This window comes from Streptomyces sp. NPDC090106 (genome assembly GCF_044747265.1).
Taxonomy (GTDB): domain Bacteria; phylum Actinomycetota; class Actinomycetes; order Streptomycetales; family Streptomycetaceae; genus Streptomyces.
In genome coordinates this window covers 70,323-89,522 of sequence record NZ_JBIVDS010000005.1, presented here as the reverse complement: position 1 = coordinate 89,522, position 19,200 = coordinate 70,323, and the positions used below count along the sequence as shown (strand labels likewise).

Genomic DNA, 19,200 nt, shown 5'->3' with positions numbered 1-19,200 from the left:
CCCGATGAGCCCCTGCCCCATGGCATCCCGGTCACCTCCCCGTAGAGCCCCACCGCGTTCCCCGCGAAACCTCGCCCGGCTCCCCGGGACAGCTCCCCTCAAGCTCCCCGAGACCCCCGCCTGGCTCCCCCGGTGCACCGGGGAACCCCGCCCGGCCTCCGGTACGGGTCCCGCCACGGGCTCCCTCCCGCGAACGCCGGCCCGCTCCCTCTCCCCCTTCGGTCCCTCCCGGCTCCCCCGACCCCCGCTCAGCTCCCCCGTACCGCCCGTGCCACCCGTGTCGCCGCTCGGGCCCGGGGGCCGCTGTCCGGTGGTCTGCGCCGGGGGTGGACCGTGTTCGCGAGCAGGATCAGGAACGTGTCCGTGGCCCGGTCCAGGACCAGGGACGTGCCGGTGAAGCCGGTGTGGCCGGCGGCACCGCGGCCGGCGAGCTCGCCCATGAACCAGGGCTGGTCGAGGGCGAAGCCGAGGCCGGGCGGGGTGAGGAGGAGGTCGACGAAGTCGGGCCCGAGGACGCGGGCGGTCCCGTACGCCCCGCCCCCGAGCAGCGCCCGGCAGAAGACGGCGAGGTCCTGGCCGGTGGAGAAGAGGCCCGCGTGCCCGGCGACGCCCCCGAGCGACCAGGCGTTCTCGTCGTGGACGACCCCGCGCAGCATCCCGCGCTCGGCCTTGGCCCAGGGGATGCGCTGGTCCTCGGTGGCCGCCGCGCCGGGGCAGGGGCCGAAGCGGGTGGCGGCCATGCCGAGGGGGCGGGTGATGCCGTCATGGACGAGGGTGTCCAGGCCCCGCCCGGTGACCCGTTCCAGGACGTGTTGCAGGAGCAGGAAGTTGAGGTCGGAGTAGCAGTAGGTGCCGGGCACGCCGACGGGCGGCTCCGCGCGGAGCAGGGCCAGCCGTCCCTCGTCGTCGGCACAGTCGTACAGGGGGAGTTCGGGGCGCATCCCCGAGGTGTGGGTGAGGAGTTCGCGGACCGTGGTGCCGTGTGCGGCGGCAGCGGCGAAGTCGGGCAGGTAGGCGCCGACGCGGGCGTCGATGCCGAGGGTGCCGCGCTCGATCTGCTGCACCGCGGCGACGGCTGTGAAGAGTTTGGTGAGGGAGGCGAGGTCGAAGGGGGTGTCGCGGGTCATCGGGACACGGGTGCGCCCGGCGAGTTCCAGGCCCTCGTCGGTGCCGGGGTCGTAGGACGCGTAGCGGACCGCCCAGCCGCTCGCCTCCTCCACGGCCACCACGGGGCCCCGTCCGGCGACCAGGACCGCGCCGGGCGCCCAGGGACGCTCGCCGGCGGTGAGGCCGTGGACGTCCTGGACGAGGTGGTGCAGCTCCCCCGGGTCCAGTCCCGCCCGTTCCGGTGTGTCGTGGCGCAGTCTCGGTGCGCTCAGCTCTCCACTCCCTCCACACTCGCACGTCTGTTCCAAGGACGGCACATTCCCATGAAACAGGCAAGCGCTACCAGTGCGGCCACCGTCTGGACGACCGCCATGGGGACGGCGGTGTCCTCGCCGGCCACTCCGACCAGCGGGGAGGCGACCGCGCCGATGAGGAAGGAGGTGGTGCCGAGCAGGGCGGAGGCGGCGCCGGCGGAGTGCTTGGTGCGCAGCAGGGCCAGGGACTGGGAATTGGGCAGGGTGATGCCCATCGCGGACATCAGGACGAAGAGGGCCGCGGCGACGGGCACCAGGCCCACCTCGCCGAAGACGCCGGTCGCCATCAGCAGCAGCGCGACCGCCGCGATCACGACGGTGACCAGCCCGACGCCGAAGACCTTCTCCAGGCTGACGCGGCCGACGAGCACCTTGCCGTTGAGCTGGCCGACGGCCACGAGCCCGACCGAGTTGACGCCGAAGAGCAGGCTGAAGGTCTGCGGGGAGGCGCCGTAGATCTCCTGGATCACGAACGGGCTCGCCGCGACGTACGCGAACAGCGCCGCGAAGGCGAAGCCGCCCGCGAGCGTGTACCCGGTGAACAGGCGGTCCGCGAGCAGCGCGCGCATCGAGCGCAGCGCCTCGCCCACGCCGCCCGCGTGGCGCGACTCCACGGGGAGCGTCTCGGGCAGCCTCGCCCACACCAGGAAGGCGAGCGCGGCCCCGATGACCGTGAGGACGGCGAACACGCCCCGCCAGTCCGTCACCCGCAGCACCTGGCCGCCTATGACCGGCGCGACGATCGGCGCGACGCCGCCGATGAGCATGAGGGTGGAGAAGAAGCGGGCCATGGCCACGCCGTCGTAGAGGTCGCGGCCGACGGCCCGCGCGATGACGATCCCGGCCGCGCCCGCGAGCCCCTGGAGCAGCCGGAAGGCCACGAGGGTCTCGACGGTCGGGGCGAGGGCGCACAGGACCGTGGCGAGGACGTAGACGACGAGGCCGGTCAGCAGCGGGCGGCGACGGCCCCAGCGGTCGCTCATCGGGCCGACGACCAGCTGCCCGAGGGCCATGCCGGCGAGACAGGCGGTGAGGGTGAGCTGGACGGTCGCGGCGGGGGCGTTCAGGGACCCGGTGACCTCGGGCAGCGCGGGCAGGTACATGTCCATCGCCAGCGGCGGTGTCGCCGTCAGACCGCCGAGCACGAAGGTGACGAGGAGGCTGGTGCGGCGCCCGGCGGGAGCGGCGGAGCCCTCCTTGGGCACGCCCGCCCTCGGTCCGGCCGCTTCCGGTCCACCCGCCTGCGGTCCGCCCGTCTCCGGTCCGGCCGCCTGTGGTCTGTGCGCCATCGGCACCCGGCGCTCGGGCATGTGCCCCTCCCCTGTCGCCGGTCGGCTGTCCGCGGCCGGCTGTCCCTGATCGTTCGTGCGGTGCGCCACCTATGCTCTCAGTTCGTACAAGGTGGCGAAGGCCGGGCGAGTGAGGGCGGGACCGGGATGACGGAGCAGGGCAGGGTGCGCTGGGGGATTCTGGCGACCGGCGGGATCGCCGCCGCGTTCACGGCCGACCTGGTCGATCTGCCGGACGCGGAGGTGGTCGCCGTCGCCTCGCGCTCGCAGGAGTCGGCGGACGCGTTCGCGGAACGGTTCGGGATCGGGCGGGCGTACGGCGACTGGGCCGCGCTCGCGGCCGACGAGGACATCGACGTCGTGTACGTCGCGACCCCGCACTCGGCGCACCGCGCCGCCGCCGGGCTGTGTCTGGAGGCCGGGCGGAACGTGCTGTGCGAGAAGGCGTTCACGCTGAACGCCCAGGAGGCCGGGGAACTGGTCGCGCTCGCGAAACGGCACGACCGGTTCCTGATGGAGGCGATGTGGATGTACTGCAATCCGCTCGTCCGGCGCATGAAGTCCCTGGTGGACGACGGCGCCATCGGCGAGGTGCGCACCGTCCAGGCCGACTTCGGGCTGGCCGGGCCGTTCCCGCCCTCGCACCGGCTGCGCGACCCGCTCCAGGGCGGGGGCGCGCTGCTCGACCTCGGGGTGTACCCGGTGTCCTTCGCGCATCTCGTCCTCGGTGAGCCCTCGGACATCGCCGCGAGAGCGGTGCTCTCCCCCGAGAGCGTCGATCTCCAGACCGGAGCACTGCTCTCCTACGAGAGCGGCGCTCTCGCCTCGGTGCACTGCTCCATCGTCGGCGGTACGTCGAACTCGGCATCGATCACCGGGTCGCTCGGCCGGATCGACGTGCCCAACGGCTTCTTCTTCCCGGACCACTTCGTCCTGCACCGCGACGGTCGCGATCCCGAGACCGTCAAGGCCGACCCGTCCGACGGACCGCGCAACAGCCTCAAGCACGAGGCCGCCGAGGTCATGCGCGCGCTGCGGGCCAGGGAGAGCGAATCCCCGCTCGTCCCGCTGGAGGGCACCCTCGCCGTGATGCGGACGCTCGACGCGATCCGGGACCGCGTCGGCGTCCGCTACCCCTCCGAGACCGGCACCGCGGCCTGAACCGGGACCTGGACCAAGACCGGGAGCCGAACCGGGCCGGGACCGGGAGCTGGACCGGGGGCGGGGTCACGCCGGCTTGAGCCCCTGTTCACCCGCCTCCGTCACGAAGGACGCGTACGTCGTGAGCGGCGCGCCCTGCGTGGTCACGTACGGCACGGTCTTGTAGTCGATCCGCGCCAGCTCCCGGTCCAGGGCCACCGTCGCGTAGCCGCGCTGCCCGTTGTAGAACCTCAGATGCGGGTTGGCGGCGAGGTGGGCGGCCCAGTTCGACGGCTTCTCGGAGCCGTCGCCGCCGCTGCTGACCGAGGTGGTGACGATCTCGGTGCCCAGCGTCCTCGACCCCGGGTCCTCGAAGTCCCGCTTGATGTCGAAGCCGTAGGCCACGTGGACGTCGCCGGTGAGGACCATCAGGTTCCCGATCCCGGCCGCCTCGGCGCCCGCGAGCACCCGCTCGCGGGAGGCCGGGTAGCCGTCCCAGGAGTCCATGGAGACCTTGGCCGGCAGCGTGGTGGTGGTGTACCGGCGGGAGAAGGTGACCTGCTGCGGTACGACGTTCCACACCGCGTCGGAGCGGTGCCAGCCGTCGATCAGCCAGCGCTCCTGCGCGTCCCCCGTGAGCGTGCGGGCCGGGTCCTGCGACTCCGGTCCCGGGTACTGCCAGCCGTCGCCGTAGGCCTGGTTCGAGCGGTACTGGCGGGTGTCGAGGACGTCGAACTGGGCGAGCCGGCCCCAGTGCAGACGCCGGTACAGGCGCAGGTCGGGGCCGTCGGGCAGCTGGGGGCGGCGCAGCGGCATGTTCTCCCAGTACGCCCGGTAGGCGGCGGCCCGGCGCAGCAGGAACTCCTCGGCGGGGCCGCCGCTCTCGTCGGTGTCGCCCGCGTAGTTGTTCTCGGTCTCGTGGTCGTCCCAGGTGACGACGAAGGGGTGGGCGGCGTGCGCGGCCCTCAGGTCGGGGTCGCTCTTGTAGAGGGCGTACCGCAGCCGGTAGTCCTCCAGGGTCTTCGTCTCGTGGCCGAAGAGGTCGGGCAGCGTCCCGGCGGGGTAGGCGCGGGCGCCGCCGACGGAGGAGACGGCGTACTCGTAGAGGTAGTCGCCGAGGTGCAGGACCACGTCGACGTCGTCCTGGGCGAGGTGCCCGTAGGCGGTCCAGTGGCCCTGGTCGTAGCGCTGGCAGGAGGCGAGCGCGAAGGTGAGGCCGGGGCCGTGGGCGTGCTCGGGGGGCGCGGTGCGGGTGCGGCCGACGGGACTGATCCAACTGCCCGCGCGGAAGCGGTAGTAGAAGGTGCGGCCGGGGGCGAGGCGGTCGACCTCGACGTGCAGGGTGTGGTGGAACTCGGGGTGGGCGGTGCTCTCGCCGCGCCGGACGACCGCGCGGAACCGCTCGTCCAGGGCGACCTCCCAGCGCACGGGGACCCGCTCGGCGGGGAGCCCGCCGTCGGGCTGGTAGGGGGCGGGCGCCAGGCGCGTCCAGAGCAGGACGGAGTCGGGTCCGGGGTCGCCGGAGGCCACGCCGAGGGTGAACGGGTCGGCGGTGAGCCGCGCGGGGTCGAGTTCGGCGGCGGACGCGGTGCCGGCGGCGGGCAGGTTCACGGCGAAGGCGAGCGCCGCCGCGGCGGCGGTGCCGGTGAGGAACCGACGGCGGCTCACATGGCGTGCGACGGAGCGGAGTTCGGGGGCGTGCCGGGACGGTCGTGCGGCGGAGGTCATGGACGGTCCTTCCCCTGTGGCCCGGTGGAATGTCGGTGCACGAGGCATTGGAGTGGCCGGGGACGACATCAGCCAGACGCGTACATGACATCCACGTGGCGGACTCATGAGTTCCGCGGTGCGGGACACCCCTCCCGTACGCTGCGATGCCATGACTGCAACCGCATCGAGGATCGCCGTGGTGACCGGCGCCGGTTCCGGCATCGGACGCGCCGTCGCCGTGGAACTGCTGCGCACCGGCTGGTCGGTGGCGCTGGCCGGACGACGCACCGAGGCCCTGGAGGAGACGTCCGCGCTCGCACCCGACGGCGACCGTCTCGCCGTACGGACCGACGTCTCACTGCCCGACGAGGTGGCCGCGCTGTTCGCGGCGACCGTGGAGCGGTTCGGGCGGGTGGATCTGCTGTTCAACAACGCGGGGACGTTCGGGCCCGGCGGGGTGCCGGTGGAGGAGCTGTCGTACGACGCGTGGCGGCACGTGGTGGACACCAACCTCAACGGGGCGTTCCTGTGCGCGCAGGCGGCGTACCGGCAGATGAAGGAGCAGGAGCCGCGCGGCGGGCGGATCATCAACAACGGGTCGGTCTCCGCGCACACCCCGCGCCCGCTGTCCGTCGCCTACACCGCGACCAAGCACGCGCTGACCGGGCTCACCAAGTCGCTGTCGCTGGACGGGCGGGCGTACGGCATCGCGGTCGGGCAGATCGACATCGGCAACGCGGCGACGGACATGACCCGGCGGATGGGGACCGGGGCGCTCCAGGCGAACGGCGAGGTGGCACCGGAGCCGGTGATGGACGTCGCCGACGTGGCGCGCACGGTGCGGCACATGGCGGAGCTGCCGCTGGAGGCGAACGTGCAGTTCGCGACGGTGCTGGCGACGGCGATGCCGTACGTGGGGCGCGGCTGAGCCGGCGCGGTGGCCGCCGGGGCCGTCAGGACGGTCCGGAGGCTCCACAACGTGCACAACCGGAGTTGTTCACTCCGCACCCATTGCGGCCGATGGCGGACTTATGCTCAACTCTCCTACACCAAAGCTTCACACTTGGAGCCGACGGCTCCCACGGACCAAACCGAGGGGGGAGACGGCAGCCGTTCCCACGCACCGGGTGGGGGTGGGCCTCGCGTGGGACCGCGAGGTGCACACCGGTGCGGGGAACGGCTGCCGCAGACGTCAGCCCCGGCGGAGCCTGCGCAGCGCGTACGCCCCGCCCGCCGCCAACGCGACGACACCCGCGGCCCCTTCGAGCAGCGGCAGGGACGACGAGCCACCGCTCCTCGCCGCCGCCCCCGACGCCCCGGCCGCACCGCTGCGGGCCGGTGCGGGGCTCGCCTGGCTCGCCGCGGTCACCAGCTCCCCCACCGCACGCGCCGAACTCCCCTTGCCGAAGCCCCAGTCGAGCAGCGCGGCCGTCTCCTCGTAGACGGCGTTGTAGCCGCTCGTGGGGTGCAGCACGGTGACGATCAGGGTGCGGCCGTCACGGGTGGCGGCGCCGGTGAAGGTGTTCCCGGCGTTGCTGGTATAGCCGTTCTTGACGCCGATGAGCCCGTCGTACGTCTCGACGCCGTAACTCCCCGTGAGCAGACGGTCGGTGTTCTGGATCTGGAAGGTCTTCCGGCCGCTCGCGTTCGCGGGGAAGTCGGCGGTCCGCGTCGCGCAGTACTCGCGGAAGTCGGCGTCCTCAAGTCCCTTGCGGGCGAAGAGCGTGAGGTCGTACGCGGAGGAGAGCTGGTTCCTGTGGTCGAAGCCGTCGGGGCTGGCGACATGGGTGTCCAGGGCCAGCAGGTCACCGGCCGCGGTCTGCATCTCGGCGACGGTCCGGTCCAGGCCGCCGTTCATGTGGGCGAGGACGTGGACGGCGTCGTTGCCGGAGCGCAGGAAGACGCCCTGCCACAACTGCTCGACGGTGTAGGTGAATCCGGCCCGGACGCCGACGAGGCTGGAACCGGACGGAACATCGGCGATCTCGGCGGCGGTGACCTTGTGCCGGTCGGTGCGCTCGAATTTCGGCAGGACGGTCAGCGCGAAGAGCATCTTCAGGGTCGACGCCGGGGCCATGCGCCGGTGCGCCCGGTAGGAGGCGAGGACCTCCCCGGTGTCGCCGTCGGCGATCATCCAGGCGCGGGCGCTGAGCTTCTTCGGCAGACCGGTGGCCCCGCTGACCTGAACTCCGTCCCGGGCGAGCCGTGCGCCCCCGACGACCGCGGAGGCCGCCTCCGCGGGAGCCGCGGCGGCCGGGGGAACGGACGCGGCGAGGGGAACGGACGCGGCGAGGGCCAGCAGTGACCTTCTGGACAGGTGGTTCAAAGAAAAGCCGCTCCTCGCGAAGGGAAACCCGATCCAACAACGGTTTCCTGGCAACAGACCCTCCACAGCTTAGGAATGAGCTGTCTTATCCAATTCTGAAAACGGCTCCCGCATTCTCAGTTCTCACACATCCTTTACTCAGTGCCGCTCAAAGGTTCCTCCCTAGGTTGTGGCCGCGCCCACAGCGGGCGCCAAGAACCTTCGAGGAACGGGATGTTTGGCATCTATCTCAAGCGCGAACTGGGTCGGCGCAAGAAGGCCGCTCTGGTCATCGCCCTCGGTCTGGCGCTCGGTATCGCGCTGGTCATCACCGTCAACTCGGTGTCGGCCGGCATGACGCAGGCTCAGGACAAGGTCCTGCAGTCCCTCTACGGTCTCGGCACCGACATGACGGTGACCAAGGCCCGTTCGGCGCCCACCGACAACAGTTCCGGCAGACCGAACTTCGAGTTCGACGCCACGTCGAACGACTCCGACGACACCCAGAGCTCGGACCGGGTGATGACCCAGGGCGGCCAGGCCCTGAAGTCCGCGCTCGTCACCAAGGTCGCCCAGCAGGCCGGTGTGGCCAACGCGGTCGGCGCGATCAGCCTGAACGTCACCAAGGTCGACGGTTCCTTCACCCAGGGCAAGGCGCAGTCCTCGTCCGGCAGCAGCGGCCAGTCCCAGGGCGGCCCCGGTGGCAGCGGCGGCGGCAACAGCACCGCCATGCCGAACGTCCAGGGCGGCGGCGCCTCCTTCGACGTGAACTCCTACTCCGTCTCCGGCGTGGACGTCACCGACCAGACGGTGGGCCCGCTGGCCGGCATGGAGATCACCTCCGGCAAGACCTTCTCGGCCTCGCAGACCAACGCCAAGGTCGCGGTGCTCAGCAAGTCGTACGCCAAGGAGAACAAGTACAAGCTCGGCAAGACCATCAAGATCTCCGGGACCAAGTACACGATCATCGGCATCGCGACGGCCTCCAGCAGCGAGTCCACCACGGACGTCTACCTCCCGCTGAAGCAGGCCCAGACGCTCGCCGACGCCAAGAACCAGGTCACCACGATCTACGTCAAGGCGACCGACTCCCAGAAGATCGACTCCGTCAAGGCCGCGATCCAGAAGAACATCTCCGGTACGACGGTCACGACCTCCGCCGATCTCGCCGAGACCGTCTCCGGCTCGCTGTCCACCGCCTCGAACCTCGCGACCAGCGTCGGCAAGTGGCTGTCGATCGCCGTGCTCGTCGCCGCGTTCCTGGTGGCCGCGCTGCTGACCTCGTCCGCCGTCTCCCGCCGGGTGCGTGAGTTCGGCACCCTGAAGGCGCTCGGCTGGCCCAGCCGCCGGGTGACCCGGCAGGTCGTCGGCGAGTCCATCGTGAACGGTCTGCTCGGCGGCGCCCTCGGTATCGCCCTCGGTCTCGCCGCGGCGTACACCGTGACCGCGATCAGCCCGACCCTGACCGCCCAGCTCGGCAGCTCCGGCGGCGGTGGCGGTGGCGGCATGGGCGGCGGTCCCGGTGGCGGTGGCGGCATGGGCCAGCAGTCCGCGCAGAACACCATGGAGATCGCGCTCACCGCGCCCGTCCAGCTCACCACCATCGCCCTCGCCGTGGGCCTCGCGGTGGCCGGCGGTCTGATCGCCGGGGCCATGGGCGGCTGGCGCGCCTCCCGGATGCGCCCGGCGGACGCGCTGCGCAGCGTCTCGTAGCACCCCCCGGGCCGGGCCCGTTCGGCCCGCTCCTCCCCTGAGCCGGGGCGCCGCCTCCACTCCCCCCGGGAGACGGCGCCCCGCCCCCTTCTCCACTCACACGTACTCACGTCCTCACGGAGCACCCATGTACAGACTGACCGGCGTCACCAAGCGGTACACGCGCGGCAAGGAGACCGTGGAGGCGCTGCGCGGCATCGACCTCACCATCGAGGACGGCGACCAGCTCGTCATCCAGGGCCCCACCGGCGGCGGCAAGTCGACCCTCCTTCAGATGATCGGCGGCCTCGACCGCCCCACCGAGGGCAGCGTCGAGCTCGACGGCGTCGACCTCGCGAAGATCAGCGAGGCGAAGCTGACCCGGCTGCGCGCCGAGAAGATCGGCATCATCTTCCAGTCCTTCAACCTCATCCCGACGCTGACCGCGCAGGAGAACGTCGAGACGGCCCTGGTGCCGCTCGGCGTGAAGCCGGCCGAGCGGCGCGAGCGGGCGGCGGAGGCGCTGCGTTCGGTGGGTCTCGGCGAGCGGCTGGGCCACGCCCCCTCGGAGCTCTCCGGCGGCCAGCAGCAGCGTGTCGCGATCGCCCGCGCCCTGGTCAAGAAGCCGAAGGTGCTCCTCGCGGACGAGCCCACCGGCAACCTCGACGAGGGCACCCGCGACGACATCATGGCGCTGCTGGAAGGGCTGTGGCACGAGTACGGGCTGACGTTCATCATGGTCACCCACGACTCGTCGATCGCGAAGAAGGCCCCGCGGCTGGCGACCATCAAGGCCGGCCAGATCACGCTGACCGAGCGGGCCCGGCCGCAGGCGCAGGCCCAGCAGCCCTACGTCCAGCAGCAGTACGCGCAGCCGCAGTACGGCGGCCACGGCCACTGAGCCCGCGTGCGGGCCGTGTGAGGCGCCGGTGCGCGGAGGTTCGGCACGCGATGCCTCGACGGGCCGCTCGGCGCGCGGTGCCCCGGTCGGCCGCTCGGCGTGCGGGGACGGGGTCGGCTCGGGCCGGCTCCCGCGCGCCGGGCGGCCTTTCGCGATCCCCTCGCGCGGGACCGCCCGTTGACCGGGTGAACAGGTGAACGGGTGAACGGGTGAACGGGCCGTCGGCGGTTACGCCTGGCCCGTCTCGAAGCGGCTGATCTTCCCGTCCTCGGCGACCTCGAAGTGCCAGCGGGTGCGCATCTCGCCCCAGGCGTCGTTGCGGTAGCGGGCGACGAGGTCCCGGCCGCCGCGGGACTCGTTGTCGACCTCCATGTGGCCGTGGGAGGAGAAGATCTCCCGGTCGATCCACTCGTCGAGGTCCCGTTCCGAACCGTCGTCCGCCATCGTCGCGTCGGGCGCGAGCAGCGCCATGAAACCGTCGCGGTCATGGGCGTTGACGGCACCGACGAAGGCGCGGACGGCCGGGTCGGTGAGTTTGGACGTCTGAATCGTCATGCCAGCCAGACTCACACCGCCGTGCGGCGCCCGCCACCCGAACGGCGGGCATCGGTACGCCCGAGGCGCGGCGGCGGTGCGACGGTGGAGGCGAGGGAGGGACCTGTCTCTGCTCCGGGAGCCATCGTGACCTGCTACGACCGACGTGATCTGGGCCTGCTGCTGCTCCGGCTGGGCACCGGGGGTGTGCTGGCCGCCCATGGCGCGCAGAAGCTGTTCGGCTGGTTCGGCGGCCACGGACTGGAGGGGACCGGCCAGTTCATGGAGTCCGTCGGCTACGCCCCCGGCCGGGCGAACGCGACCGCCGCGGGCCTCGCCGAGGCCGGTGGCGGCGCCCTGCTCGCGCTCGGTCTCGCCACCCCGGCGGCGGGCGCCGCGGCGGCCGGCGCGATGGCGGGCGCCGCCGCCGTCCACGCCCCCAACGGCTTCTTCAACACCGGTGGCGGCTACGAGTACGCCGCCACCCTCGGTCTCGCCGCCACCGGCCTCGCCGTCGTCGGCCCCGGCCGCCTCTCCCTCGACCACGCCCTCGGCCACGCGTTCGACCGGGGCTGGATGGTCCCCGCGGCCCTGGCGGCCACGGCCGCGGCGACGGCGGTCGTCGTCGGGGCGCGGAACCGGCGGGTGCGCGAGGAGTCGGGGGCGGGCGAGCAGGGGGCGCTGTTCGACGAGGCCGAGGCCCTCCACGAGGAGTAGGGCGAAGAGGGCGGGCAGGGTTCCGGGGCCGCCTAGGGTGTTCCCCGTGAACCGTCCCGAGCAGCACCCCGCGCGACCGCCCCGGCGGCCGTGGTGGGCGCTGCTCGTGCTGGTGGTGCTGGCCGGACTGCTCGGGATGCACGGGCTGGCGCCGGGCGGGGCGATGCCGGACGGTGCCCTGCCGGGTGAGCACGGGCGGGCCGCGCCCATGGCCGTCGCCGTCTCCCCTGCCTCCGCCTCCCCCGTCGCCGTGTCGGTCGTCTCCGCGCCGGTCTCCGTGCCGGTCGTCTCCGTGTCGGTCTCCGTGCCGGTGGCGCATGACGGGTGCGGTGGGGCGGAGGGGCACTGCGGTGGCTCGGGGCACGCGGCGCACGCGGACTCGACGTGCGCGTCGGGGGCGCCCGCCGGGGCACCCTCGCTGCCCGTGCCGGTGCTCGACCCCGTCGCCGTCGCCGTACCGGAGGAAGCGGCGCTCCTGTGCGCCGCGGCGGGGACGGAGGGTGCTCGCGCGCCGCCGTCCCTCGCGGAACTGCAACTCCTGCGGATCTAGACAACTCCCGCGCCCCGCACCGCAGGGCGCGCCTCGGCATGTCCAGATCCCTTTCATCCAGCAGGAGTTCACCCATGAGTCACACCCGTACGCGGCGGGCCGCCGTCCTGGCCGCCGCCACCGTCACCGCCGCTCTCGTCCTCACCGCGTGCGCGGGCGAGGGCAGTTCGCCGTCCGGCCACAACGCGCAGGACGTCGCGTTCGCGCAGGGCATGGTCCCGCACCACCGACAGGCCGTGGAGATGGCCGGCCTCGCCGCGGACCGGGCCGGGTCGGCCGGGGTCAGGGACCTGGCCGCGCGGATCGAGAAGGCGCAGGACCCGGAGATCGAGACGATGTCCGGGTGGCTGGAGTCGTGGGGCGAGGAGACCTCGGCCGGCGGGTCGGGGCACTCGGGGCACTCCGGGACGGCCGGCATGCCCGGGATGATGGACGACGCCGCCATGGGCGAGCTGGAGAAGGCGTCCGGCACGGCCTTCGACACCCTGTTCCTGACCCTGATGACCGAGCACCACGAGGGCGCCGTCGCGATGGCCGAGACGGAGAGGGCGAAGGGCGAGTACGCGCCCGCGACCGGTCTGGCCGACGACATCGTCACCGGTCAGACGGCCGAGATCGCCGAGATGAACCAGCTGCTCGGCAAGGACTGACGCGGAAGCGCCGAGGGTGCGGGCGGACATCGTGTCCCGCCCGCACCCTCGGAGGCCCGCCGCCGGCGCTCTCAGGCGTTCGCCGGCCGGTCGCCCGGCGACGAACGGTCTCCCGGCGACGAGCGATCTCCCTTCGACGCCAGGAACTCCAGCACCGCCAGCGCGAACAGCAGCGTCAGGGCGAGCCCCACGACGACCCAGCCCGTCGGGTAGGACCACAGGAGGTAGACGAGGAGGACGACGGCGACCAGCACCCAGGTGATCCAGGTGCGGTAGCGGCGGACGAACGGGCCGACCGGGCCGGTGCGCAGCCCCGCGCGGTCGGTGACCCCGCGGACCGCGTCGATGGACGAGGTCCACAGTCCGCGCACCCAGGTCGCCCGGCGTCCGGGCCCGGTGAGCCAGGCCGCCAGCGCGACGATCACGCCCAGGGCGATCGCGACCCGCACGCTGGTGCGCAGGAAGCGGGTCAGGACGTCGTAGACGGACCCGGCGGCGGGCTGCGAGACCCCGGACGGCAGCCGGTCGAGGTAGATCGCGCGGCCGATGGTCAGACCGATGCCGAGCAGCGCGGTCGCGACGGCGAAGCCGAGCGCCCCGGCGACCAGCGCCCGACGGCGCCGGCCGGCCAGCAGCACACCGCCCGCGATCAGCGCGACGGCGACGAACGGCAGCCAGGTGCCCGCGAGTTGGAGCAGCCGGACGTACGTCTTGACCTGGCCGATGTCGTCGGCCTTGACGAGGGTGATGTCGGTGTGGACCTCGGGGATGTTCCCGGCGACCGTCATCCCGTCGTCCACGAGGCGTTGCTTCACCTGCTCGACGACGGGTCCGAGGTCCAGGGTGACGGTGTCGTCCTTGAGTTCGACCGCGCCGCCGCCGCTGCCGGTGAGGGCCTTGTCGACGGCGCCGTGGACCCGGCGGTTGGCATCGGTCCAGATCGTGCGGAACGCGTCGGAGGCGACGACCGCCTTCGCCTTGTCGTGCACGAAGCTGCGGACCGCGCCCTCCAGGGAGTCGCCGAGTCGGCCCAACGCCTTCTCCAGGAGCGGGCGTTCGGTCGGGGCGACGCCGGAGAGCAGGGTGGTGAGGTCGAGCCGGGTCATCACCGCGTCGGTGACCCGGTTGGCCGCCGCGTTCTGGATGTCGGGGTCACCGGCGAGGGGGGCGACGGTGTCGACGTAGCGGTCGGTGTCCCCGACGATGCTCGCGCTCCACGCGGCGACCGCCGACAGCGGGGCGAGGACACAGCCGAGGACGATGAGCAGGGCGGCGAGGAGGGAGCGTATGCGGTGCTTGGGGGGCCGCTGTCCGGCCGCCTCCAACTCCGCGACGCGTGAGCGCAGTTGTTCCAGCTCGGCGTTGGCGCCGGCTCCGTCGCGCGGCTCGGGGGCCGCCTGCTCGTCGCTCATCGCCGGCGCCCGGCCGCGTACGCGCGCAGGAACAGGGCCTCGACGTGCGCCATGTGCTCGATCTCGGTCGGGTCGACGCTCTCGTTGGGCGCGTGGATGAGGCAGCGGGGTTCCTCGACGCCCATGAGGATGATCTCGGCGCCGGGGTAGGTGGTGGCGAACACGTTGCACAGGGGGATCGAGCCGCCTTGGCCGAGGAAGGCCAGCGGTTTGCCGTACACCTCCCGCATCGCCTCGCCGAGGGCCGCGTAGGCGGGGCCGTCGGTGGCCGCCTCGAACGGCGATCCGGTGCCCTCGGTCTCGACGGTCACCCGGGCGCCCCAGGGGGCCGCCTCGGTGAGGTGGTCGGTGAGGGCGCGGCGCGCGGTCTCCGGGTCCGTGCCGGGCGGGACGCGCAGGCTGACACGGGCGCGCGCGGTGGCCGGCACGGCGGCGGCGGAGCCCACGACGGGCGGGCAGTCGATGCCGAGGACGGTGACGGCGGGGCGGGCCCAGAGCCGGTCGGCGACCGTGCCGGTGCCGGTGAGCCGGACGCCGTCCAGGACTCCGGCGTCCGCGCGGAACTGTGCCTCGTCGTAGCCGACGCCGTCCCACGTGCCCTCGCAGTCCAGGCCGTTGACGCGGGTGGCGCCGGTCTTGGGGTCGCGGAGGGTGGACAGCATCTGGATCAGGGCCGCGAGGGCGTCGGGGGCGGGGCCGCCGAACATGCCGGAGTGGATCTCGCCGTCCAGGGTGTCGACGGTGACGACGAGGTTGGCGAGGCCGCGCAGGGTGATGGTCGCGGTGCCGGTGCCGACCTCGGCGTTGCCGGTGTCGCAGACGAGGAGCGCGTCGGCGAGGAACTGCTCGGGGTGCTGGGCGACATACGCCTCCAGGCCGCCGGTGCCCTGCTCCTCGGAGCCCTCGGCGACGAACTTCAGGCCCACCGGGATGTCCTCGCCGAGCGCCCGGAGCGCGGTGAGGTGCATGACGATGTTGCCCTTGCAGTCGGCGGTGCCGCGCCCGTACCAGCGCCCGTCGTCGCCCTCGGTGAGGGTGAAGGGCGGGGTGGTCCACGCGGCGTCGTCGAGCGGGGGCTGCACGTCGTAGTGGCAGTAGAGCAGCACGGTGGGGGCGCCCGGCGGGGGCGGGCGGTGGCCGATGACGGCGTGGCTGCCGTCGGGGGTCTCGGCGAGGTGGACGTCGCGCAGTCCGGCCGCGGCGAAGGCGTCGGCGACCCACTGGGCGGCCCGCCGGCACTCCTCGGGCGGGTACTGGCGCGGGTCGGCGACGGACGGGACGGCGACGAGGTCGGCGAGGTCCTGTTTCGCGCGCGGCATCAACGCGGCGATCCTGTCGCCGAGTTCGCTGGTCATGCGGACCGCCTCACCGTGTCGTCGAGCTTGAGGTCGTCGAGCTCGTCCTTGATGTCGTCGAGCTTGTCCGGGCAGTAGATCTGGAGGATCTTGGCCTCGGCCCGCAGCGCCTTGCGGTCGCCGATGACCGGGCGCTGGCCCACGAACGCGGCCCCGTTGGAGATGTTGATCTTCCAGAGGGCGGACTTCAGGGCGGTGGCGGGGTCCTTGCAGACCTCTCCCCCGTCGGTGCCGAGCGCCCGTTCGATGACCTCGGTGTCGGGGCGCGGATAGCCGGCGTCGACGGCGGCGTCGGCGAGCTTGTTGGCCTTCGTCGCCGCCTCGTTGGTGCTCTTGACGCTCTCGTACTGGACGACCCCGACGATCGCGAGGGCGACCAGGACGACGATGGCGCCGATGTAGATCCACTTGTGCTCGGAGGCGAACCTGGTGGGGCTCATGCGGTCCCCCCTTCCTGGGCACGTTCCTGCGAACGCCAGCTCGGCTTGCGGAACTTGAGGAACGCGAACGGGATGAGCAGCCCGAGGACCACCAGACCGCCGCCGATGAACAGGACGTACGACAGGACGCTGCTGCCGCCGAACTGGGAGGGCGGCACGAAGCCGATGGCGAGCGCGGCGAGGGAGGCGAGCAGACCGACCGTGCACACGAGGGGCAGGGCGGGCACGCGGTAGCCGCGCGGGTGGTCGGGCTGGTTCTTCCGCAGGCGCATCGCGGCGGCGAACATCAGCAGGTAGACGATGAGGTACACCTGCGTGGTGATCGTCGAGAAGATCCAGTAGACGCTGGAGACGTTCGGGATGAACGCGTACATCAGGGCGATGACGGTGGTGACGACGCCCTGGGTGACCAGGATGTTCTGCTGGATGCCGAACTTGTTGAGCTTCTGCAGGTACGGCGGGAGGTAGCCCTCGCTGCGGGAGATCTCCAGCAGGCCCTTGGACGGTCCGGCGAGCCAGGTCAGCATGCCGCCGAGGGAGGCGGCCACCAGCATCACGGCGGCGATCGGGGTCATCCAGCCGATGTGGAAGTAGGAGAAGAAGGCGTTGAACGCCTGCATCACACCGGCGGTGAGGCTGGTCTGGTCGGCCGGGACCACCCAGCTGATCGCCAGCGCCGGGAGGATGAAGATGAGCAGCACCAGCCCCATCGCCATGAACATCGACTTGGGGTACTCCTTCGCCGGGTCCTTCAGCGAGGAGACGTGGACGGCGTTCATCTCCATGCCGGAGTAGGAGAGGAAGTTGTTCACGATCAGCACCAGGCTGGCCAGGCCCGCCCACTGCGGCAGCAGATGGCTGGAGTCCATCGGCGCGGCGGACGGGTTGCCCTGCCCCAGGAAGACGATGCCGAGCACGACGAGAAGCGTGCCGGGCACCAGGGTGCCGATGATCAGACCCCAACTGGACAGTCCCGCCAGGGCCTTGGTGCCCCGGGACGACACCCACACGCCGGTCCAGTACAGGACCATGATGACGATGGCGGTGTAGAGGCCGTTGGAGGCGAGGGCGGGGTCGATGACGTACGCGATGGTGCTGGCCACGAAGGCCAGCAGGCTCGGGTAGTAGAAGATCGTCATCGCGAACTGGCACCACACGGCGAGGAATCCGAGCGGCTTGGACAGCCCCTCGCTCACCCACCGGTAGACGCCGCCGTTCCATCCGGACGCCAGTTCCGCCGAGACCAGCGCGGTCGGCAGCAGGAACACGATCGCCGGGACGAGGTAGAGGAAGACGCAGGCGAGGCCGTAGACGGCCATCGTCGGCGCGGCCCGCAGGCTGGCCACCGAGGCGGTCGTCATCAGGGCCAGCGTCATCCAGGAGATGAGCGGCGCCTTCGTGGCTCTCACCGCCGTGCGCGCCGCCCCCCTCTCCTGCGGCACATCGGCGGGCACGTCCATCGACGCCATGAGGCCCTCCCGGAACTGTCACGTTGGGGTGCACGGTGGGGTGCACGGTGAGGTGTCTGCCAGCCTCGACGCACCCTCGGCCGTCCGCATGACGGGCTACGCCGATGGAGTGAGCACGCTCCGTGTCCCCCGGACGGCCCACCCGTCTCGCCGTCCGGGCGGAGCGGCCAGCAGGCTGGAGCGACCGGCGCCGGAGCGCCGGACCCCGCCCGCCCGGCGCGGACGCGCCCCGTCCAGGCACCCGCCCGTCCCAGGAGCCGCCCGTGGAACCGTCCAGGGAACCGCCCGTGGAACCGTCCGTGGAGTCCCCCGCATCCGGTTCCGGCGCGGGTTCCGCAGCCGCCCCCGCACCCGCACCCGCCGGTCTCGACGACCTCACCGGGTTCCTGACGCGGTTGACGCGGCTGCTGCTGAACTGCAGCGGGGAGGGCGCCGAGGGGATCGAGGAGACGGTGACCGGGACGGCCAGAGCACTCGGCGGCGACGCGTCGCTGCTCCTGGTGCCGGACGGCGCCGCGCTCACCGTCACCGCGGCCGACGGCACGCCGCGCACCGTCACGATCCGCGGCTTCCCCGAGGTGTTCCGCCTGGACCAGGTGACCGCGCTGAAGCCGCTCCTCGCCGACGTCCGCGCCGGCCGCACGGACCTGGCGGGCGCCGACCGCCGGCTGACCCGGATCGTCGAGTCGGACCCGCCCTACCCGTGGTGGGGCAAGCTCCTCGGTGTCGTGCTGTTCTCGCTGGGCTTCGCGCCGCTGATGCAGCCCACATGGTGGGAGATCGCCGCGACGGCGGTCCTCGCCACGATCGCCGCGTCGCTGGCCGTCGCCGCGGACCGGGTGCCGCGGCTGGCGACGGTGCTGCCGCTGGTGGTGTCGACGGTGATCTCGGTTGTCACGCTGGAGGTGTTCGCCCGCAGCCCCTCGCACGGCGGCCCGGTGCTGCTGATGCTGCCCGCGCTGTTCTTCTTCGTCCCCGGCGACTACCTGAGCGCGGCGACCGCCGAGCTGGCGGCGGGCCGGATGACGACGGGCGCGATCCGCCTGGTCTACTCGGTGTTCCTCCTCGTCCAGCTCTATCTCGGCGTGATGCTGGGCGTGTTCGCGACCGGCACCTCCACCCGCGCCCTCTTCGACGTGGCGGCGGACTCCGATCTGCCGCGCTGGGCGCTGTTCCTCTCCTGGATCGTGTTCACGGCGGGCACCGTGCTGGCGTTCGCGGTGCCCCGCCGCCTGTTCTGGCCGCTGCTCGCGCTGGTGTACCTGACGGTCGCGGTGCAGTCGCTGGTCACCAAGGCGATCGGGGAGGCGGGCGGCACCTTCGTCGCCGCGGTGATCCTGACGGCCGCGGCGACCCTCCTGGCCCGCGCCGCGCACATGCCGCCCCGGCTGGTCCTGCTCCTGCCCGGCTTCTTCACCCTGACCGTCGGCTCCCTGGGCATGCGCGGGCTGACCACGCTCGCGGGCGGCTATGTCATCGAGGGCTTCCGGGACCTGCTGAAACTGGTGACGATCGTGACGGCCATCGCCGTGGGCATGCTGCTGGGGGCGACGCTCGTCCAGCCGCGAGCGACCACCGGGGATCACCCGGACGGAGTACGCCGCCGGGCATGAGG

General features: G+C 72.5%; 17 protein-coding genes. 8 read left to right on the top strand and 9 right to left on the bottom strand.

Annotated features, from left to right (window positions below; all coding sequences use genetic code 11):
• Window positions 1-248: 248 nt before the first annotated feature.
• Both ACIPSE_RS17455 and ACIPSE_RS17450 read right to left on the bottom strand, forming a co-directional pair.
• On the bottom strand, window positions 249-1,424 hold the full coding sequence (locus tag ACIPSE_RS17455; RefSeq protein WP_401663319.1) for a serine hydrolase domain-containing protein: 1,176 nt from the start codon (window positions 1,422-1,424) through the stop codon (window positions 249-251).
• On the bottom strand, window positions 1,376-2,731 hold the full coding sequence (locus tag ACIPSE_RS17450) for a multidrug effflux MFS transporter (RefSeq protein ID WP_401663317.1): 1,356 nt from the start codon (window positions 2,729-2,731) through the stop codon (window positions 1,376-1,378). Before ACIPSE_RS17450 ends, ACIPSE_RS17455 begins: the two co-directional genes overlap by 49 nt.
• Before the next feature lie 126 nt (window positions 2,732-2,857).
• On the opposite strand from ACIPSE_RS17450, the gene ACIPSE_RS17445 reads away from it, so the two are divergent.
• On the top strand, window positions 2,858-3,871 hold the full coding sequence (locus ACIPSE_RS17445) for a Gfo/Idh/MocA family protein (protein WP_401663315.1): 1,014 nt from the start codon (window positions 2,858-2,860) through the stop codon (window positions 3,869-3,871).
• A gap of 66 nt (window positions 3,872-3,937) precedes the next feature.
• On the opposite strand, the gene ACIPSE_RS17440 is transcribed toward ACIPSE_RS17445, so the two are convergent.
• The gene (locus ACIPSE_RS17440) at window positions 3,938-5,578 is read right to left on the bottom strand and encodes an alkaline phosphatase D family protein (protein ID WP_401663313.1); all 1,641 of its coding nucleotides are present in this window, start codon (window positions 5,576-5,578) and stop codon (window positions 3,938-3,940) included.
• A gap of 151 nt (window positions 5,579-5,729) precedes the next feature.
• On the opposite strand from ACIPSE_RS17440, the gene ACIPSE_RS17435 reads away from it, so the two are divergent.
• Window positions 5,730-6,488 carry an SDR family oxidoreductase gene (locus ACIPSE_RS17435; protein WP_401663311.1) on the top strand — a complete coding sequence of 253 codons (759 nt, stop codon included), beginning with the start codon at window positions 5,730-5,732 and terminating at the stop codon, window positions 6,486-6,488.
• A 264-nt stretch (window positions 6,489-6,752) separates the two neighbouring features.
• Here ACIPSE_RS17435 and ACIPSE_RS17430 read toward each other — a convergent pair whose 3' ends face one another.
• A complete protein-coding gene (locus ACIPSE_RS17430; protein ID WP_401663309.1) occupies window positions 6,753-7,886 on the bottom strand; it encodes a D-alanyl-D-alanine carboxypeptidase family protein in 1,134 nt (377 codons plus the stop codon).
• 213 nt (window positions 7,887-8,099) lie between these two features.
• Here ACIPSE_RS17430 and ACIPSE_RS17425 point away from each other — a divergent pair, with 213 nt between their 5' ends.
• Complete coding sequence (locus ACIPSE_RS17425; protein ID WP_401663307.1) at window positions 8,100-9,578, top strand: ABC transporter permease; 1,479 nt, start codon at window positions 8,100-8,102, stop codon at window positions 9,576-9,578.
• Between the two features lie 127 nt (window positions 9,579-9,705).
• A complete protein-coding gene (locus tag ACIPSE_RS17420; protein WP_401663305.1) occupies window positions 9,706-10,458 on the top strand; it encodes an ABC transporter ATP-binding protein in 753 nt (250 codons plus the stop codon).
• Window positions 10,459-10,686: 228 nt separating this feature from the next.
• Here the strand turns inward: ACIPSE_RS17420 and ACIPSE_RS17415 are convergent, their stop codons facing one another.
• The gene (locus tag ACIPSE_RS17415; RefSeq protein WP_401663302.1) at window positions 10,687-11,013 is read right to left on the bottom strand and encodes a nuclear transport factor 2 family protein; all 327 of its coding nucleotides are present in this window, start codon (window positions 11,011-11,013) and stop codon (window positions 10,687-10,689) included.
• Window positions 11,014-11,139: 126 nt separating this feature from the next.
• Between ACIPSE_RS17415 and ACIPSE_RS17410 the strand changes: the two genes are divergently transcribed.
• From ACIPSE_RS17410 to ACIPSE_RS17400, 3 genes are all read left to right on the top strand, one after another.
• Window positions 11,140-11,709, top strand: coding sequence for a DoxX family protein (locus ACIPSE_RS17410; RefSeq protein WP_401663299.1), 570 nt, complete (start codon window positions 11,140-11,142; stop codon window positions 11,707-11,709).
• Between the two features lie 46 nt (window positions 11,710-11,755).
• Window positions 11,756-12,259 carry a DUF6153 family protein gene (locus tag ACIPSE_RS17405; RefSeq protein WP_401663297.1) on the top strand — a complete coding sequence of 168 codons (504 nt, stop codon included), beginning with the start codon at window positions 11,756-11,758 and terminating at the stop codon, window positions 12,257-12,259.
• 74 nt (window positions 12,260-12,333) lie between these two features.
• Window positions 12,334-12,909, top strand: coding sequence for a DUF305 domain-containing protein (locus ACIPSE_RS17400; protein ID WP_401663295.1), 576 nt, complete (start codon window positions 12,334-12,336; stop codon window positions 12,907-12,909).
• A 71-nt stretch (window positions 12,910-12,980) separates the two neighbouring features.
• Here ACIPSE_RS17400 and ACIPSE_RS17395 read toward each other — a convergent pair whose 3' ends face one another.
• The 4 genes from ACIPSE_RS17395 to ACIPSE_RS17380 are packed head-to-tail and all read right to left on the bottom strand — an operon-like array spanning window position 12,981 to window position 17,585.
• Window positions 12,981-14,321 (bottom strand): hypothetical protein, encoded by a 1,341-nt coding sequence (locus ACIPSE_RS17395; protein ID WP_401663293.1) that lies wholly within the window; start codon window positions 14,319-14,321, stop codon window positions 12,981-12,983.
• Complete coding sequence (locus ACIPSE_RS17390) at window positions 14,318-15,676, bottom strand: dipeptidase (protein ID WP_401663291.1); 1,359 nt, start codon at window positions 15,674-15,676, stop codon at window positions 14,318-14,320. Before ACIPSE_RS17390 ends, ACIPSE_RS17395 begins: the two co-directional genes overlap by 4 nt.
• A complete protein-coding gene (locus ACIPSE_RS17385; RefSeq protein ID WP_401663289.1) occupies window positions 15,673-16,116 on the bottom strand; it encodes a hypothetical protein in 444 nt (147 codons plus the stop codon). The genes ACIPSE_RS17390 and ACIPSE_RS17385 overlap by 4 nt, the downstream gene beginning before the upstream one ends.
• Complete coding sequence (locus tag ACIPSE_RS17380) at window positions 16,113-17,585, bottom strand: APC family permease (RefSeq protein ID WP_401663287.1); 1,473 nt, start codon at window positions 17,583-17,585, stop codon at window positions 16,113-16,115. Before ACIPSE_RS17380 ends, ACIPSE_RS17385 begins: the two co-directional genes overlap by 4 nt.
• Before the next feature lie 299 nt (window positions 17,586-17,884).
• Here ACIPSE_RS17380 and ACIPSE_RS17375 point away from each other — a divergent pair, with 299 nt between their 5' ends.
• On the top strand, window positions 17,885-19,198 hold the full coding sequence (locus ACIPSE_RS17375) for a threonine/serine exporter family protein (protein ID WP_401663285.1): 1,314 nt from the start codon (window positions 17,885-17,887) through the stop codon (window positions 19,196-19,198).
• Window positions 19,199-19,200: the final 2 nt, after the last annotated feature.

What these genes read in the sequence shown, in the direction of transcription:
- ACIPSE_RS17450 (WP_401663317.1), bottom strand. Translation starts at nt 2,731, where the DNA reads ATGCCCGAGCGCCGGGTGCCGATGGCGCACAGACCACAGGCGGCCGGA.
- ACIPSE_RS17445 (WP_401663315.1), top strand. Translation starts at nt 2,858, where the DNA reads ATGACGGAGCAGGGCAGGGTGCGCTGGGGGATTCTGGCGACCGGCGGG.
- ACIPSE_RS17440 (WP_401663313.1), bottom strand. Translation starts at nt 5,578, where the DNA reads ATGACCTCCGCCGCACGACCGTCCCGGCACGCCCCCGAACTCCGCTCC.
- ACIPSE_RS17435 (WP_401663311.1), top strand. Translation starts at nt 5,730, where the DNA reads ATGACTGCAACCGCATCGAGGATCGCCGTGGTGACCGGCGCCGGTTCC.
- ACIPSE_RS17425 (WP_401663307.1), top strand. Translation starts at nt 8,100, where the DNA reads ATGTTTGGCATCTATCTCAAGCGCGAACTGGGTCGGCGCAAGAAGGCC.
- ACIPSE_RS17420 (WP_401663305.1), top strand. Translation starts at nt 9,706, where the DNA reads ATGTACAGACTGACCGGCGTCACCAAGCGGTACACGCGCGGCAAGGAG.
- ACIPSE_RS17415 (WP_401663302.1), bottom strand. Translation starts at nt 11,013, where the DNA reads ATGACGATTCAGACGTCCAAACTCACCGACCCGGCCGTCCGCGCCTTC.
- ACIPSE_RS17400 (WP_401663295.1), top strand. Translation starts at nt 12,334, where the DNA reads ATGAGTCACACCCGTACGCGGCGGGCCGCCGTCCTGGCCGCCGCCACC.
- ACIPSE_RS17395 (WP_401663293.1), bottom strand. Translation starts at nt 14,321, where the DNA reads ATGAGCGACGAGCAGGCGGCCCCCGAGCCGCGCGACGGAGCCGGCGCC.
- ACIPSE_RS17390 (WP_401663291.1), bottom strand. Translation starts at nt 15,676, where the DNA reads ATGACCAGCGAACTCGGCGACAGGATCGCCGCGTTGATGCCGCGCGCG.
- ACIPSE_RS17385 (WP_401663289.1), bottom strand. Translation starts at nt 16,116, where the DNA reads ATGAGCCCCACCAGGTTCGCCTCCGAGCACAAGTGGATCTACATCGGC.
- ACIPSE_RS17380 (WP_401663287.1), bottom strand. Translation starts at nt 17,585, where the DNA reads ATGGCGTCGATGGACGTGCCCGCCGATGTGCCGCAGGAGAGGGGGGCG.